Origin of the sequence: Pseudomonas sp. YeP6b (assembly GCF_025642995.1) — a bacterium.
In the GTDB taxonomy this organism is placed as follows: domain Bacteria; phylum Pseudomonadota; class Gammaproteobacteria; order Pseudomonadales; family Pseudomonadaceae; genus Aquipseudomonas.
On record NZ_CP080090.1, the window covers coordinates 6,442,354 to 6,458,345 of the forward strand.

Consider the following 15,992-nt stretch of genomic DNA (forward strand, 5'->3'; position numbering starts at 1 on the left):
GATGGCGTGCCGTTAGCCGGCCAGCACCTTGTTCAGGGTGGCGATCAGGGTTTCTTCGTCCACAGGCTTGGTCAGGTAATCCTTGGCGCCCTGGCGCGCGCCCCAGATTTTGTCGGTTTCCTGATCCTTGGTGGTGATGATGATGATCGGGATACCGTTGGTTTCCGGCTCCTTGGACAACTGGCGGGTGGCCTGGAAGCCATTGAGGCCCGGCATCACGATGTCCATCAGCACGGCGTCGGGTTTTTCCTGACGGGCCAGGGCCACGCCGTCCGCGCCGTTTTCGGCTTTGAGGACTTGGTGGCCGTGCTTTTCCAGCATGCCGGTCAGTTTGTACATTTCGGTCGGCGAATCGTCGACGATCAGAACACGTGCCATGGTTTTCCCCACTACATTGGTGGACGCCGGCCCTTGTGAGGCGGTGTCAGTGTGCTTGTTCTACTGCGGCGAAGCCCGGCACGTAGGCCTTGATCGCACTCAGCAGTTCTTCCTTGCTGAAAGGCTTGGTCAAAAACTGATCGACACCAACGATGCGCCCCTTGGCCTTGTCGAACAGGCCGTCCTTGGAGGACAACATGATCACCGGAATCGACTTGAACGCCGGGTTGTTCTTCACCAGCGCGCAGGTTTGATAGCCATCCAGGCGCGGCATCATGATGTCGACAAAGATAATGTGCGGGTGATGATCAACAATCCGGGCCAGTGCATCGAAACCGTCGATGGCCGTGATCACATCGCACCCCACGTTCTTCAACAGGGTCTCGGCGGTGCGGCGGATCGTTTTCGAATCGTCGATCACCATCACTCTCAAGGCGTTGGAATGCTGTTCCATATCTGCTCTACCATCGCCACAGCGAATCGGTTTTCGGTGTGTACTGCCTGATGTTGCACAGGATGAGCGCTGCAAGCCTTGGAATTCAAGGGCTGCTGCACCGTGGGAGTCTTTTTAGCACAGTCTCCGGGCGCAATCTATCGAGCAACCGGCCAGGTGGTTTTTCCTTGACCCACAACAGCCGCAGCGCCACTCTGACGCCACTTTTATGCGCCCTAATTTGCTAGAGGAAATCCCCATGAGCGTTCGCGTCGGCATTGTCATGGACCCTATCGCCAGCATCTCCTATAAAAAGGACAGCTCGCTGGCCATGCTCCTGGCCGCCCAGGCCCGCGGCTGGACCCTGTTCTACATGGAGCAGCGCGACCTTTATCAAGGTGACGGCGAAGCCCGCGCACGCATGCGCCCGCTGCAGGTGTTCGCCAACCCTGAAAAGTGGTTCGAGCTTGCGGATGAAATCGACAGCCCGCTGAGCGATCTGGACGTGATCCTGATGCGCAAGGACCCGCCGTTCGACATGGAGTTCGTCTACTCCACTTACCTGCTGGAGCAGGCCGAGCGCGCCGGCGTGCTGATCGTCAACAAGCCGCAGAGCCTGCGCGACTGCAATGAAAAGCTGTTCGCCACCCTTTTCCCACAGTGCACGCCGCCGACCGTGGTCAGCCGTCGCGCCGATGTGCTGCGTGAATTCGCCGCCAAACATGGCGATGTGATCCTCAAGCCGCTGGACGGCATGGGCGGCACTTCGATCTTCCGTCACCATGCCGGCGACCCGAACCTGTCGGTGATCCTGGAAACCCTGACTGCGCTGGGCACCCAGCAGATTATGGGCCAGGCGTACCTGCCGGCGATCAAGGACGGCGACAAGCGCATCCTGATGATCGACGGCGAGCCGGTGGATTACTGCCTGGCGCGTATCCCGGCGGCGGGCGAAACACGCGGCAACCTGGCAGCCGGCGGTCGCGGTGAGGCACGGCCTTTGTCGGACAAAGACCGTTGGATCGCCGCTCAGGTTGGCCCGACCCTGCGGGAAAAAGGCCTGCTGTTCGTAGGACTTGACGTAATTGGTGAGAGCCTCACCGAAATCAACGTCACCAGCCCGACCTGTATTCGCGAGATCGACAACGCATTTGGCACGAACATCGGCGAAATGCTCATGGCGGCCATCGAGCGCAAGCTACAAGCCAAGTGACATAGAACAGCCGGACACACACCAACATTGCGCTATCATGCGGCACCTGTGAAACGCGCGATGTTGGTTTTTTTGTCATGACGCTCCCGCCCGATCTGCCCCCCGAACTCTCCCACAGCGGCGTGCGCCCGGCTGATCGGCTCGGATTTACCCTGTTCCTGGCAGCCCTGATCCACCTCGCGTTGTTGCTCGGCCTGGGCTTCACCTTCGTCGAACCCAAGCAGATCACCAAAACCCTGGAAATCACCCTCGCCACGTTCAAGAGCGAAAAGAAGCCCGAAAAGGCTGACTTTCTCGCCCAGGACAATCAGCAAGGCAGCGGCACCCTCGACAAGAAAGCCGTGCCCAAGACCACCGAAGTGGCGCCGTTCCAGGACAATAAGGTCAATAAAGTCACCCCGCCGCCCACGCCTAAGCCAGAGGTCAAGCAGGCCGAGCCCAAGGCCGCTGTGACCACCGTCGCGCCGAGACCGCAAAAAGCCCCGACCCAGCGCGAGAAAGCCAAGACCGAGCCGCAACCCGAGCCAGTAAAACCGGCGCCGACGTTCGACAGTTCGCAGCTCTCCGACCAGATTTCCAGCCTCGAAGCCGAACTGGCCAACGAACAACAGCTGTACGCCAAGCGCCCGCGTATCTACCGCTTGAATGCCGCCTCGACCATGCGCGACAAAGGCGCCTGGTATAAGGACGAGTGGCGCAAGAAGGTCGAGCGCATCGGCAACCTCAACTACCCAGACGAAGCCCGGCGCCAGCAGATCTATGGCAATTTGCGCTTACTGGTGTCGATCAACCGTGACGGTTCGTTATATGAAGTGCAGGTGCTGGAGTCGTCCGGCCAACCGTTGCTGGACCAGGCCGCCCAACGCATCGTGCGCCTGGCCGCACCTTTTGCACCGTTTACCGGCGACCTGAACGACATCGACCGCCTGGAAATCATCCGCACCTGGAAGTTTGCCCGGGGTGATCGGCTGTCCAGTAACTGATCGTTCCTGCGCTCTGCCAAAGGCTGCGGGCCCTTGTGGCGAGCCCGCCCCCCACAATTAGCGTCCACCGCAGCTTGTCAGTTCGCCCCTCCAACGCCACACTAGCGGACATGAAAAATGTCAGCCCGACCTACCTCAAGCACCAATTCCTGATCGCTATGCCCCATATGGCCGACCCGAACTTTGCGCAAACCTTGACCTACATCGTCGAGCACACGGCCAATGGTGCCATGGGGTTGGTGGTGAACCGCCCGCAAGAGCTGAGCCTGGCGGACATTCTTGAGCAATTGCGCCCTGAGATCGACCCGCCGGCGCGTTGCCAAAACGTACCGATATATATCGGCGGGCCGGTGCAGACCGATCGCGGTTTTGTGCTGCACCCCACCGGGCCCAAGTTTCAGGCCACGGTGGACCTCGAAGGTGTGTCGCTGTCCACCTCCCAGGACGTGTTGTTCGCCATCGCCGACGGCGTGGGGCCTGAACAAAGCGTGATCACCCTCGGCTACGCCGGTTGGGAAGCCGGGCAGCTTGAGGCGGAACTGGCCAGCAATGCCTGGCTGACCTGCCCGTTCGACGCCGACATTCTGTTCAACACGGCCAGCGAACTGCGCCTGGAAGCGGCGGCGGCCAAGCTGCGGGTTAACCTCAGCCTGCTGACCACCCAGGCGGGGCACGCCTGATGGCCTTGCGTTTGATCCTCGGTTTTGACTACGGCACCAAACAGATCGGCGTAGCGGTCGGCCAGGTGATTACCGGCCAGGCCCGCGAGCTGTGCACCTTGAAAGCCCAGAACGGCGTGCCGGACTGGAATCAGGTCGAAGCCCTGATCAAGGAGTGGAAGCCCGATGCCGTCGTGGTCGGCCTGCCCTTGAACATGGACGGCACCCCCAGCGACATGTGCCTGCGCGCCGAAAAGTTCGCGCGCCGCCTCAATGGCCGCTACAACCTGCCCTTCTATACCCACGACGAGCGCCTGACCACCTTTGAAGCCAAGGGTGAACGTCGCGACCGAGGTGGGCAGAAAGGCAGCTACCGCGACAACCCCGTGGACGCCATCGCCGCCGCCTTGCTGTTGCAGGGTTGGCTGGATGAAAACACCGCTTTATTTGAATCCTGACTGACGCGGCTTGCCGCGTCTTTTTACGTTTGAGCCCGGACCTTGCCTGCGCAAGGCCCTGAAGGAGCCACCATGAGCCTGCCCAATCCCGCCGAACTGATCAGCCAAATGGCGATTCGCCTCAAGGCGCACCTGCAACACCGTGCCATCAGCGAGCCGCGCTTTATCGGCATTCGCACTGGCGGTGTGTGGGTGGCCCAAGCGTTGCTGGACGAACTGGGCAGTGATTCGCCGCTGGGCACGCTGGACGTGTCCTTCTACCGCGACGACTTCAGCCAGAACGGCCTGCACCCGCAAGTACGCCCTTCGGCCCTGCCGTTCGAGATCGAAGGCCAACACCTGGTGCTGATCGACGACGTGTTGATGAGCGGCCGCACCATCCGCGCCGCCATGAACGAGTTGTTCGACTACGGCCGCCCGGCCAGCGTGACCTTGGTGTGCCTGCTGGACCTGGAGGCCGGCGAATTGCCAATCAGCCCGGATGTGGTCGGCGCCACCCTGTCCTTGGAAGCCCACCAGCGGGTAAAATTGTCCGGTCCCACGCCGCTCGAACTCGAACTGCAAGACCTTGCCCTTTAAACCGCCTTGTACAGAGTCCCCGCGATGACGCCTCTAGATGCCAAGCGCCCGCTGCAGCTCAATGCTCAGGGCCAGTTGCAACACTTCCTGTCCCTCGACGGTTTGCCCCGCGAACTGCTGACCGAAATCCTCGACACCGCCGACTCGTTCCTCGAAGTCGGTGGCCGCGCGGTGAAGAAGGTCCCGCTTTTGCGCGGCAAGACCATCTGCAATGTGTTCTTCGAGAACTCCACCCGCACCCGCACCACCTTTGAACTGGCGGCCCAGCGGTTGTCGGCCGACGTGATCACACTGAACGTGTCGACCTCGTCGGCGAGCAAGGGCGAAACCCTGCTCGACACCCTGCGCAACTTGGAAGCCATGGCCGCCGACATGTTCGTGGTGCGCCACGGCGACTCCGGCGCCGCGCATTTCATCGCCGAGCACGTGTGCCCGAACGTGGCGATTATCAATGGCGGCGACGGCCGTCACGCGCACCCGACCCAGGGCATGCTCGACATGCTGACAATTCGTCGGCACAAGGGAGGCTTTGAAAACCTCTCGGTGGCCATCGTCGGCGACATCCTGCACTCGCGGGTGGCGCGCTCGAACATGCTGGCCCTCAAAGCCCTGGGCTGCCCGGACATCCGCGTGATCGCGCCGAAAACCCTGCTGCCCATCGGCATCGAACAGTACGGCGTGAAGGTTTACACCGACATGACCGAAGGCCTTAAGGATGTGGACGTGGTGATCATGCTGCGCCTGCAACGCGAGCGCATGTCCGGTGGCCTGCTGCCGAGCGAAGGTGAGTTCTACCGCCTGTTTGGCCTGACCACCGCGCGTTTGGCCGGCGCCAAGCCGGATGCCATCGTGATGCACCCAGGCCCGATCAACCGTGGCGTGGAGATTGAGTCGGCGGTGGCCGACGGCAACCAGTCGGTGATCTTGAATCAGGTGACTTACGGCATCGCCGTGCGCATGGCGGTGTTGTCCATGGCCATGAGCGGGCAAACCGCGCAACGTCAATTCGAGCAGGAGAACGCCCAGTGAAGCTCAGCATACTTGGCGCTCGCGTCATCGATCCGGCCAGTGGCCTGGATCACGTCACCGACCTTCATCTGGAAGCCGGCAAGATCATCGCCATCGGCGCCGCGCCTGCGGGCTTCAACGCCAGCCAGACGATCGACGCCAAAGGCCTGGTGGCCGCGCCTGGGCTGGTGGACCTGAACGTCGCCCTGCGCGAGCCGGGCTACAGCCGCAAAGGCACTATCGCCAGTGAAACCCGCGCCGCCGCTGCCGGTGGCGTCACCAGCCTGTGCTGCCCGCCGCACACCAAGCCAATCCTGGACACCTCGGCGGTGACCGAACTGATCCTCGACCGCGCCCGTGAAGCCGGCAATTGCAAAGTGTTCCCCATCGGCGCCCTGAGCAAAGGCCTGGAAGGCGAACAGCTCGCCGAGCTGATCGCCCTGCGCGACGCCGGCTGCGTGGCGTTCGGCAATGGCCTGGAAAGCTTTCGCAGCACACGCACGCTGTGCCGTGCCCTGGAATACGCGGCCACTTTCGACCTGACCGTGATCTTCCACTCCCAGGACCGCGACTTGGCCGAAGGCGGCCTGGCCCATGAAGGCGCCGTTGCCAGCTTCCTCGGCCTACCGGGCATTCCGGAAACCGCTGAAACCGTGGCCCTGGCCCGTGACCTGCTGTTGGTGGAACAAAGCGGCGTGCGTGCGCACTTCAGCCAGTTGACCAGTGCTCGCGGCGTGGCATTAATCGCCCAGGCACAGGCTCGCGGCATGCGGGTGACGGCGGACGTGGCGTTGTACCAGCTGATTTTGACCGATGAGGCGCTGATCGACTTCTCCAGCCTCTACCACGTGCAACCACCGCTGCGCACCCTGGCCGACCGTGAAGGGTTGCGTGCGGCCGTGAAGTCGGGTGTGGTGTCGGCAATCTCCAGCCACCACCAGCCCCACGAGCGTGACGCCAAGCTGGCGCCGTTTGGCGCAACAGAGCCGGGCATCAGCAGCGTTGAGTTGTTGCTGCCGTTGGCGATGACGTTGGTGGAAGACGGTTTGCTCGACCTGCCGACGTTGCTCGCGCGCCTGAGCGCTGGCCCGGCTGAGGCCCTGCGCCTGCCGGCGGGTAAGTTGGCGGTGGGTTCGGCGGCGGATCTGGTGCTGTTTGACCCGGCCAGCTCTACGGTTGCCGGAGAGCACTGGTTGTCCAAGGGTGAAAACTGCCCGTTCATCGGCCATAGCCTGCCAGCGACGGTGCGGTACACCTTGGTGGATGGGCGGATCAGCTACCAGGCCTGATAGATCGCAAAATCTAAAGTGGGCACAGTTAATGTGGGAGCTGGCTTGCCTGCGATGCAGGCACCACGGTGCGTCAGATACACCGAGGTGATGCTATCGCGGGCAAGCCCGGCTCCCACATTGGCCGTGACTACGTTAAATGGATGCATCTTTATCGCCCGTTATTGCGCTCGGCATTGCGGATCGAAATCTGCGTATTCAACGTCCAGAAGTCATACAGCACCCCGATCAGGAACAACCCACCGGTCAGCAGGTAGATCAGGCCGGTAATCCATTTGCCCTGGTACATGCGGTGCAAGCCGAACACACCCAGGAACGCCAACAGTATCCAGGCCACGTTGTATTCGATAGGCCCGGCGGTAAAACGCAGGTCCGCCTCGCGGTCCATGGCGGGGATCAGAAACAAGTCGATCAGCCAGCCAATACCGAAAAGACCAAAGGTAAAAAACCAGATTGTCCCGGTCACAGGCTTGCCGTAATAGAAGCGGTGCGCCCCAGTAAAACCGAAAATCCATAGCAGGTAACCGATCAGCTTGCTGTGGGTGTCCTGCTGCATCACATCCTGTCGATAGGTGTTCATGGAGTACCTCTTTTGCCTCGATAGATAAATTTTTTCATTTTCTTTGTGACTTTTTTACGGGCGCCCGACGCACGGCAAATGGTATCTTCCTTCCCGCAAAGCCTTATGCCACCTGACCTCTGTAGGACAATAGCGGCAATTCGTCGCGTTTTTCCTGAATTTGACCCCAGGGTTCAGTCGACAAACGGCCTTAGAACGACACAAAAAGCTGTTATAAAGTTGCGCGCAAACCAAAAAGAGCCACGCCGAATGCGACCATTTTTCAAGACATGGCTGACCATCTGCCTATTAATGCCACTGGCCGCCCACGCCACCAATCGTGAGCAACGTCTTCCTAACGTCAACGGTTTCACCCCTAAAGTTCACAGCACGCCAAGCACTGCCAAATCGGTAAAGCTGACCGTCAACCGCCCGACTCACGTGAGCAAGGCCCACAACGGTAAAGCAGTTCCTGGCCTGATGGCAGTCAACACCAAACAAAGCAGCAACGTTTTGAGCCGCGCCGTGAATGTGCTCGGTACTCCTTATCGTTGGGGCGGCAGCAGCCCAAGTAAAGGGTTCGACTGCAGTGGTTTAGTGAAATATGCGTTTAACGACGTCAAAGCGGTGGATTTGCCACGCACCTCCAACGCCATGGCCGCCGGCCACGGCGTGAAGGTTGATCGCAAAGACCTGAAACCGGGCGACCTGTTGTTCTTCAAATTGAAGAGCCGCCAGGTCAACCATGTTGCCATCTACCTGGGCAACGACCGCTTTATCCACGCACCGCGTCGTGGCAAGTCGGTGAGCATCGACACGCTGAAAAAGCCGTTCTGGGACAAGAACTACGTGATTGCCAAGCGAGTTCTGCCGAAAGAGCAGAACAGCAACCTGCGGGTTGTGCAGCGCTAAGCCAATAGGCACTGAGCTCCCCATTTGAAATGCAATCAAATGTGGGAGCTGGCTTGCCTGCGATAGCGGGCTGACAGGTTACACCTCTGCAAGCTGACACACCGTCATCGCGTGCAAGCCATCTCCCACAGCGATCTCAGTGTCCTTTAGATATCCCCAGGCACCCTCGCCTGCCCCCGCGCTTCCTCCCGGCTGACCAGCCCCTCGCTGACCAGCGCCTTCAAGCTCATGTCCAACGTCTTCATCCCCAACGCCCCACCGGTCTGAATCGCCGAGACCATCTGCGCCACTTTGTCCTCGCGGATCAGGTTACGAATGGCTGGCGTGCCCAGCATGATCTCGTGAGCCGCCACCCGCCCGCCGCCGACCTTCTTTACCAGCACCTGCGACACCACCGCCTGTAGCGACTCCGAGAGCATCGAGCGCACCATGGCCTTTTCCCCCGCCGGGAACACGTCCACCAGCCGGCCCACGGTCTTTGCCGCCGAAGTGGTGTGCAGGGTGCCAAACACCAAGTGCCCGGTCTCAGCGGCCGTCAGCGCCAGGCGGATGGTTTCCAGGTCGCGCAACTCGCCTACCAGGATCACATCTGGGTCTTCGCGCAGCGCGGAACGCAGGGCCGACGAAAAGCTGTGGGTATCTCGGTGTACCTGCCGCTGGTTGATCAGGGCCATTTTCGGGCTGTGGATAAATTCGATGGGGTCTTCCAGGGTGAGGATGTGCTGGCGCCGGTGCTGGTTGAGGTAGTCGATCATCGCCGCCAATGTCGTGGACTTGCCCGACCCGGTCGGCCCGGTCACCAGCACCAGGCCGCGCGGCAGTTGCGCGATACGCCGGAACACCTCGCCCAGCCCGAGGCCTTCCAGGCTCTGCACCTCGGCGGGGATGGTGCGAAACACCGCGCCCATGCCGCGGTTCTGCTGAAACACATTGGCCCGGAACCGCGCCACGCCCGGCAGTTCGAAGGCAAAATCCGTTTCAAGAGATGTTTCGAAATCCTTTTGTTGGTGCTGGTTGAGCAAAGGGCTGAGTATGTCCGCAACTTGCGTAGGCGAAAGCGTCGGTCCTTCCAGTGGCCAGACTTCGCCATCGACGCGCAGCATCGGCGCCAGGCCGGCTGACAAATGCAGGTCGGAGGCGCCACGGCGCACGCTGGCCGTCAGCAGTTCAGTGATATCCATAGGGCTTTCCATTTCCAGTAGAATGCCGCGGACTCCATATCCACGGGTGCATCTTGAATGTCGACGATAGCAGACAACATTGGCCTGGTTAGCGAGCGGATCCGCGCCGCGGCCCACGCCGTGCAACGTGACGAAAGCAGTATTCACCTGCTGGCCGTGAGCAAGACCAAACCTGCACAAGCCGTGCGCGAAGCCTATGCCGCCGGAATGCGTGATTTTGGCGAGAACTACCTGCAGGAAGCCTTGGGCAAACAGGCCGAATTAACCGACCTGCCCTTGAGTTGGCACTTCATCGGCCCCATTCAATCGAACAAGACTCGTGCGATCGCCGAGAACTTCGCTTGGGTGCATTCCGTGGACCGCTTGAAAATCGCTCAACGTTTGTCCGAACAACGCCCGGCCGAGCTGCCGCCGCTGAACATCTGCATTCAGGTCAACGTCAGTGGCGAAGCCAGCAAGTCCGGCTGTACGCCCGCCGACCTGCCGGCACTGGCTAACGCAATCAGCGCCCTGCCGCGCCTGACGTTGCGTGGTTTGATGGCGATCCCCGAACCGACTGACGACCGTGCCGAGCAGGATGCAGCCTTCGCGACAGTACGCGACCTGCAAGCGAGCCTGAACTTGGGCCTGGACACACTTTCTATGGGCATGAGCCACGACCTTGAATCAGCCATCGCCCAAGGCGCCACCTGGGTGCGGATCGGTACCGCCCTGTTTGGTGCCCGCGACTACGGCCAGCCGTGAAATGGCTGACTTTCCTCTGAATAAGGACCTGTCATGAGCAACACGCGTATTGCCTTTATCGGCGCCGGTAACATGGCGGCCAGCCTGATCGGTGGCTTACGGGCCAAAGGCCTCGAAGCCACACAGATCCGCGCCAGCGACCCAGGCGCCGACACCCGCGCCCGCGTCAGCACCGAGCACGGTATTGAAACCTTTGCCGACAACGCTGAGGCCATCCAAGGCGTTGACGTGATCGTACTGGCGGTCAAGCCGCAGGCCATGAAGGCGGTGTGTGAGAGCCTGCGCCCGAGCCTGCAGCCGCATCAGTTGGTGGTCTCCATCGCCGCCGGTATCACCTGTGCCAGCATGAACACCTGGCTGGGCGCCCAGCCGATCGTGCGTTGCATGCCCAACACCCCGGCGCTGCTGCGCCAGGGCGTGAGTGGTTTGTACGCTACGTCCGAAGTGAGCGCCGAACAACGTGACCAGGCTCAAGAACTGCTGTCCGCCGTGGGCATCGCCGTGTGGCTGGAACAGGAACAGCAACTGGATGCGGTCACCGCCGTCTCCGGTAGCGGCCCGGCCTACTTCTTCCTGCTGATCGAAGCCATGACTGCCGCTGGCGTGAAACTGGGCCTGCCACACGAAGTGGCTGAGCAACTGGCTGAGCAAACCGCGCTGGGCGCTGCGAAGATGGCCGTTGGCAGCGACGTGGACGCCGCCGAGTTGCGCCGCCGCGTAACCTCGCCGGGCGGCACCACGCAGGCCGCCATCGAATCGTTCCAGGCCGGGGGCTTTGAAGCCCTGGTGGAAAAAGCCCTCGGCGCCGCCGCGCATCGCTCGGCAGAAATGGCCGAACAACTGGGCAAGTAGTCGCCCCTTACGAAGGAAACAATGATGCTCGGACTCAATGACGCTGTCATTTTCATCATCAAGACCCTGGGCAGCCTGTATCTGCTGATCGTACTGATGCGTTTTATCCTGCAGGTGGTGCGGGCGAACTTTTATAACCCGCTGTGCCAATTCGTGGTGAAAGCTACGCAACCGCTGCTCAAGCCACTGCGCCGCATCGTGCCGAGCATGTTTGGCCTGGACATGTCATCACTGGTCTTGGCGTTCCTGTTGCAGCTGGCACTTTTCGCGGTGGTCGTAGTGCTCAAGGGCTCGCGACCTGACACGGTGCTGATGGTGCCATGGGCGCTGATTGGTATCTTGTCGCTATTTTTGAAGATCCTGTTCTGGTCAATGATCATCAGCGTGATTTTGTCCTGGGTCGCTCCGGACAGCCGCAGCCCGGGTGCCGAGCTGGTTAAGCAGATCACCGAACCGGTACTTGCGCCGTTTCGTCGATGGGTGCCTAACCTGGGTGGCCTCGACATCTCGCCGATTTTTGCATTTATCGCGCTGCAGTTGCTGCAAATCTGGGTAATCCCCTACCTCGCCGAGTTCACCGGCATGCCGCCGCTGCTGTACAGCTTGATCTGATTGGCGATTCGTTCCTGCGCACCCGCGCAGGAACGTTCTCTAAACCTCCGGCCTTTGCTTGCCGCTGGGTGCAGTGGTCTTTAGACTTAAGCCTCATTTAAACGAGAGCAGGGTCGATGCCAACTGCCTTCCCCCCCGATTCTGTTGGACTGGTCGTGCCCCAAATGGCGCACTTCAGCGAACCGCTGGCCCTGGCCTGCGGTCGTTCGCTGCCGGCCTATGACCTGATCTACGAAACCTACGGCCAACTGAACGCCACGGCGAGCAACGCCGTGCTGATCTGCCACGCCTTATCCGGGCACCATCACGCCGCGGGTTTCCACAGTGCCGACGAGCGCAAGCCCGGCTGGTGGGACAGCTGCATCGGCCCCGGCAAACCCATCGACACCAATAAATTCTTTGTGGTCAGCCTGAACAACCTCGGCGGCTGCAATGGTTCCACCGGCCCCAGCAGCCTCAACCCGGAAACCGGCAAACCGTTCGGCGCGGATTTCCCGGTACTGACCGTGGAAGACTGGGTGCACAGCCAGGCGCGCCTGGCTGACCTGCTGGGCATCGGCCAATGGGCCGCGGTGATCGGCGGCAGCCTGGGCGGCATGCAGGCGCTGCAATGGACCATCACCTACCCAGACCGCGTACGCCATTGCCTGGCCATCGCCTCGGCACCAAAACTCTCGGCGCAGAACATCGCCTTCAACGAAGTGGCACGCCAGGCGATCCTCACTGACCCTGAGTTCCACGGTGGTTCGTTCCAGGAAGCGGGCGTGATCCCCAAACGTGGCTTGATGCTGGCGCGAATGGTCGGGCACATCACTTACCTGTCCGATGACTCCATGGGCGAGAAATTCGGCCGCGGCCTCAAGAGCGAGAAGCTCAACTACGACTTCCACAGCGTCGAGTTCCAGGTGGAAAGCTACCTGCGTTATCAGGGCGAGGAGTTTTCCGGGCGTTTCGACGCCAATACCTACTTGCTGATGACTAAGGCGTTGGACTATTTCGACCCGGCCGCCAACTTCAACGATGACCTGGCGAAAACCTTCGAGGGCGCCACGGCCAAGTTCTGCGTGATGTCGTTCACCACCGACTGGCGCTTCTCGCCAGCCCGTTCGCGTGAACTGGTGGACGCCTTGATGGCCGCCAAGAAAGACGTCTGCTACCTGGAGATCGATGCGCCGCAAGGCCACGACGCCTTCCTGATCCCGATCCCGCGTTACTTGCAGGCCTTTCGCAACTACATGAACCGCATTTCTTTGTGAGAACGCCATGAGAGCCGACCTGGAAATCATCCAAGACTGGATCCCCGCCGGCAGCCGCGTGCTCGACCTTGGCTGCGGTGATGGCGAACTGCTGAGCTGGCTGCGCGACAACAAGCAAGTCACCGGCTATGGCCTGGAAAACGACCCGGACAACATCGCCCAGTGCGTGGCCAAGGGCATCAACGTGATCGAGCAGGACCTGGACAAGGGTCTGGGCAACTTTGCCAGCAACAGCTTCGATATCGTGGTGATGACCCAGGCCCTGCAAGCGGTGCACTACCCGGACCGCATCCTCGACGAAATGCTGCGCGTGGGTCGCCAGTGCATCATCACCTTCCCCAACTTCGGCCACTGGCGCTGCCGCTGGTACCTGGCCACCAAGGGCCGGATGCCGGTGTCGGATTTCCTGCCGTACACGTGGTACAACACGCCGAACATCCACTTCTGCACCTTCGAAGACTTCGAAGCCTTGTGCGGCGAGCGTGAAGCCAAGGTGATCAACCGCCTTGCTGTCGATCAACAGCACCGCCACGGCTGGGCGAGTAAGCTATGGCCCAACCTATTGGGCGAAATTGGTATCTACCGGGTCAGCAGTCCTGGCCTCACAGACCACAAAATCGCCGTCTAACCATTTTCAAGGAGGACGAACATGAGTCGTTTGGCTGTATTCCTGCTCACCGCGTGCCTGGGCGCCAGCGCCATGGCGGCGGACACTATCGACGGTAATCGCCAGAAAGAATTCGGCGATATCACCGTGCATTACAACACCTTCACCTCCAGCTTCCTGCAACCGGAAACCGCCCAGGCAGTTGGCGTTGTGCGCAGCAAGAACAAAGGTTTGATCAATGTAACCGTGGTCAAGGGCGTGACCTCTGTGGCGGCGCAAGTGACCGGCACCATCAAGGATTTGGGCGGCAAGACCGAGATATTGACGTTCAAGCAAATCACCGAGAAAGGCGGAATCAACTACCTCGCGCCCTACTCCGTGCCGCAGCGTGAATACAAGACGTTTACCATCAACGTTGAAACCGGCGGAAAAGCCCATAGCTTCCAATTCAACCAAGAACTGTTTCCGGCCGAATAATGAACCTGACCCAACTCGTACTGGCCAGCCATAACGCCGGCAAACTCAAAGAATTGCAGGCCATGCTCGGTGAATCCGTGCAATTGCGCTCGATTGGCGAATTCAGCCAGGTGGAGCCGGAAGAAACCGGCCTGTCGTTTGTCGAAAACGCCATCCTCAAGGCGCGCAATGCCGCGCGTATCTCCGGCTTGCCTGCATTGGCGGATGATTCGGGCCTGGCGGTGGATTTCCTCGGCGGCGCGCCGGGCATCTACTCGGCGCGTTACGCTGACGGCAAGGGTGACGCGGCCAACAACGCCAAGCTGCTGGACGCCCTCAAGGGCGTGCCGGATGCGGAACGTGGCGCGCAGTTCGTCTGCGTGCTGGCACTGGTGCGGCATGCCGATGACCCGTTGCCGATCCTCTGCGAAGGCCTGTGGCACGGGCGCATTCTGCATGCAGCCAGTGGCGAGCATGGTTTCGGCTATGACCCGCTGTTCTGGGTGCCGGAGCGCAATGTCTCCAGCGCCGAACTGAGCCCGGCCGACAAGAACCAGATCAGCCACCGCGCCCGCGCAATGGATTTGCTGCGCCAACGCCTGAGCCTGAAATGACCCAAAACACCTCTGCGCAGCCGCTGATCCACGGCGGCGCGCAAACACCCCGGGCGGCCCTGCCCCAGCTGCCGCCCTTGGCGCTGTACATCCACATCCCGTGGTGCGTGCGCAAATGCCCTTATTGCGACTTCAACTCCCACACCGCGAGCAAAGTGCTGCCGGAAGAAGAGTATGTGGACGCGTTACTGGCTGACCTTGATCAAGACCTGCACGCGGTTTACGGCCGTGAACTCAGCTCGATCTTTTTCGGTGGCGGCACGCCGAGCCTGTTCAGCGCCGCCGCGCTGGGGCGCTTGCTCAAGGGTGTGCAAGCGCGTATCCCGTTTGCCGGCGACATCGAGATCACCCTGGAAGCCAACCCCGGGACCTTCGAGCAAGAGAAGTTCGTGGCATACCGCAAGCTGGGGATCAATCGTCTGTCCATCGGCATCCAGAGCTTCCAGCAGCAAAAGCTCGAGGCCCTGGGCCGCATTCACAATGGCGACGAAGCGGTGCGCGCAGCGGGCATGGCGCGCCAGGCCGGGTTCGATAACTTCAACTTGGACTTGATGCACGGCTTGCCCGATCAGTCCTTGGACGATGCCCTGAGCGACTTGCGCCAAGCTATCGCACTGAAGCCGACGCACTTGTCCTGGTACCAACTGACCCTGGAACCCAACACCGTGTTCTGGAACCAGCCGCCCGCGCTGCCGGAAGACGACACATTGTGGGACATCCAGGAAGCCGGCCAGGCGCTGCTGGCCGAACACGGTTACGCGCAATATGAAGTGTCGGCCTATGCCCAACCGGGTCGCCCGGCGCGGCATAACCTGAATTACTGGAGCTTCGGCGATTTTATCGGCATCGGCGCCGGTGCCCATGGCAAGCTCAGCCACCCGGACGGGCGCATCGTGCGCACCTGGAAGACCCGCGCACCGAAGGACTACCTCAACCCGGCCAAAAGCTTCCAGGCCGGGGCGAAAGAACTGACGAACGAAGAACTGCCGTTCGAGTTTCTGATGAACGCATTGCGGCTCACCGAAGGCGTTGACGCCAAGCTCTACGCCGAGCGCACCGGCCTTGATCTGGCGAGCCTGGACGAAGGCCGCCGTGAGGCAGAACAAAGTGGCTTAATGCAGGTCGAACCGTCACGCCTGGCGGCGACCGACCGCGGGCAACTCTTTCTCAATGACCTGTTGCAGACGTTTTTGAGCTGA

The 15,992-nt window shown here is 60.9% G+C and carries 20 protein-coding genes; 16 read left to right on the forward strand and 4 right to left on the reverse strand.

Features of this window, described 5'->3' with window-relative positions; all coding sequences use genetic code 11:
* Positions 1-12 precede the first annotated feature (12 nt).
* Both pilH and pilG read right to left on the reverse strand, forming a co-directional pair.
* Complete coding sequence (gene pilH, locus KZH41_RS29190) at positions 13-378, reverse strand: twitching motility response regulator PilH (RefSeq protein ID WP_014720320.1); 366 nt, start codon at positions 376-378, stop codon at positions 13-15.
* A gap of 46 nt (positions 379-424) precedes the next feature.
* The gene (pilG, locus tag KZH41_RS29195) at positions 425-832 is read right to left on the reverse strand and encodes a twitching motility response regulator PilG (RefSeq protein ID WP_003176671.1); all 408 of its coding nucleotides are present in this window, start codon (positions 830-832) and stop codon (positions 425-427) included.
* A gap of 238 nt (positions 833-1,070) precedes the next feature.
* Between pilG and gshB the strand changes: the two genes are divergently transcribed.
* The 7 genes from gshB (at position 1,071) to KZH41_RS29230 (ending at position 7,000) form a co-directional block, all read left to right on the forward strand.
* Positions 1,071-2,024, forward strand: coding sequence for a glutathione synthase (gene gshB, locus KZH41_RS29200; protein WP_263274145.1), 954 nt, complete (start codon positions 1,071-1,073; stop codon positions 2,022-2,024).
* 77 nt (positions 2,025-2,101) lie between these two features.
* The gene (locus tag KZH41_RS29205; RefSeq protein WP_242153244.1) at positions 2,102-3,007 is read left to right on the forward strand and encodes an energy transducer TonB; all 906 of its coding nucleotides are present in this window, start codon (positions 2,102-2,104) and stop codon (positions 3,005-3,007) included.
* Positions 3,008-3,117: 110 nt separating this feature from the next.
* Entirely contained in the window at positions 3,118-3,687 is a 570-nt protein-coding gene (locus tag KZH41_RS29210; RefSeq protein WP_094949152.1) for a YqgE/AlgH family protein, read from the forward strand.
* Positions 3,687-4,124 carry a Holliday junction resolvase RuvX gene (gene ruvX, locus KZH41_RS29215; RefSeq protein ID WP_003195067.1) on the forward strand — a complete coding sequence of 146 codons (438 nt, stop codon included), beginning with the start codon at positions 3,687-3,689 and terminating at the stop codon, positions 4,122-4,124. The genes KZH41_RS29210 and ruvX overlap by 1 nt, the downstream gene beginning before the upstream one ends.
* Positions 4,125-4,196: 72 nt before the next feature.
* Positions 4,197-4,703 carry a bifunctional pyr operon transcriptional regulator/uracil phosphoribosyltransferase PyrR gene (pyrR, locus tag KZH41_RS29220; protein ID WP_094949153.1) on the forward strand — a complete coding sequence of 169 codons (507 nt, stop codon included), beginning with the start codon at positions 4,197-4,199 and terminating at the stop codon, positions 4,701-4,703.
* Between the two features lie 24 nt (positions 4,704-4,727).
* The gene (locus KZH41_RS29225; protein ID WP_094949154.1) at positions 4,728-5,732 is read left to right on the forward strand and encodes an aspartate carbamoyltransferase catalytic subunit; all 1,005 of its coding nucleotides are present in this window, start codon (positions 4,728-4,730) and stop codon (positions 5,730-5,732) included.
* Complete coding sequence (locus KZH41_RS29230; protein WP_263274146.1) at positions 5,729-7,000, forward strand: dihydroorotase; 1,272 nt, start codon at positions 5,729-5,731, stop codon at positions 6,998-7,000. The genes KZH41_RS29225 and KZH41_RS29230 overlap by 4 nt, the downstream gene beginning before the upstream one ends.
* A 151-nt stretch (positions 7,001-7,151) precedes the next feature.
* Here the strand turns inward: KZH41_RS29230 and KZH41_RS29235 are convergent, their stop codons facing one another.
* Positions 7,152-7,580 (reverse strand): NINE protein, encoded by a 429-nt coding sequence (locus KZH41_RS29235; RefSeq protein ID WP_242153247.1) that lies wholly within the window; start codon positions 7,578-7,580, stop codon positions 7,152-7,154.
* 249 nt (positions 7,581-7,829) lie between these two features.
* Between KZH41_RS29235 and KZH41_RS29240 the strand changes: the two genes are divergently transcribed.
* Positions 7,830-8,471, forward strand: a complete 642-nt coding sequence (locus KZH41_RS29240; protein WP_094949156.1) for a C40 family peptidase — start codon at positions 7,830-7,832, stop codon at positions 8,469-8,471.
* 146 nt (positions 8,472-8,617) lie between these two features.
* Here KZH41_RS29240 and KZH41_RS29245 read toward each other — a convergent pair whose 3' ends face one another.
* Complete coding sequence (locus KZH41_RS29245; protein WP_242153250.1) at positions 8,618-9,652, reverse strand: type IV pilus twitching motility protein PilT; 1,035 nt, start codon at positions 9,650-9,652, stop codon at positions 8,618-8,620.
* Positions 9,653-9,709: 57 nt separating this feature from the next.
* Between KZH41_RS29245 and KZH41_RS29250 the strand changes: the two genes are divergently transcribed.
* From KZH41_RS29250 to hemW, 8 genes are all read left to right on the forward strand, one after another.
* Positions 9,710-10,396, forward strand: a complete 687-nt coding sequence (locus tag KZH41_RS29250; protein ID WP_094949158.1) for a YggS family pyridoxal phosphate-dependent enzyme — start codon at positions 9,710-9,712, stop codon at positions 10,394-10,396.
* Between the two features lie 33 nt (positions 10,397-10,429).
* Complete coding sequence (gene proC, locus KZH41_RS29255; protein WP_094949159.1) at positions 10,430-11,248, forward strand: pyrroline-5-carboxylate reductase; 819 nt, start codon at positions 10,430-10,432, stop codon at positions 11,246-11,248.
* A gap of 24 nt (positions 11,249-11,272) precedes the next feature.
* The gene (locus KZH41_RS29260; protein WP_094949160.1) at positions 11,273-11,860 is read left to right on the forward strand and encodes a YggT family protein; all 588 of its coding nucleotides are present in this window, start codon (positions 11,273-11,275) and stop codon (positions 11,858-11,860) included.
* A 116-nt stretch (positions 11,861-11,976) separates the two neighbouring features.
* Positions 11,977-13,116, forward strand: a complete 1,140-nt coding sequence (metX, locus tag KZH41_RS29265; protein WP_094949161.1) for a homoserine O-succinyltransferase MetX — start codon at positions 11,977-11,979, stop codon at positions 13,114-13,116.
* Positions 13,117-13,123: 7 nt separating this feature from the next.
* Positions 13,124-13,744 carry a methionine biosynthesis protein MetW gene (gene metW / locus KZH41_RS29270; RefSeq protein WP_016972957.1) on the forward strand — a complete coding sequence of 207 codons (621 nt, stop codon included), beginning with the start codon at positions 13,124-13,126 and terminating at the stop codon, positions 13,742-13,744.
* A 21-nt stretch (positions 13,745-13,765) separates the two neighbouring features.
* Positions 13,766-14,200: a DUF4426 domain-containing protein gene (locus KZH41_RS29275; RefSeq protein WP_263274147.1), complete on the forward strand. Its 435-nt coding sequence runs from the start codon at positions 13,766-13,768 to the stop codon at positions 14,198-14,200.
* Positions 14,197-14,793, forward strand: a complete 597-nt coding sequence (rdgB, locus tag KZH41_RS29280; protein WP_263275140.1) for an RdgB/HAM1 family non-canonical purine NTP pyrophosphatase — start codon at positions 14,197-14,199, stop codon at positions 14,791-14,793. Before KZH41_RS29275 ends, rdgB begins: the two co-directional genes overlap by 4 nt.
* Positions 14,790-15,992 (forward strand): radical SAM family heme chaperone HemW, encoded by a 1,203-nt coding sequence (hemW, locus tag KZH41_RS29285; protein ID WP_242153253.1) that lies wholly within the window; start codon positions 14,790-14,792, stop codon positions 15,990-15,992. Before rdgB ends, hemW begins: the two co-directional genes overlap by 4 nt.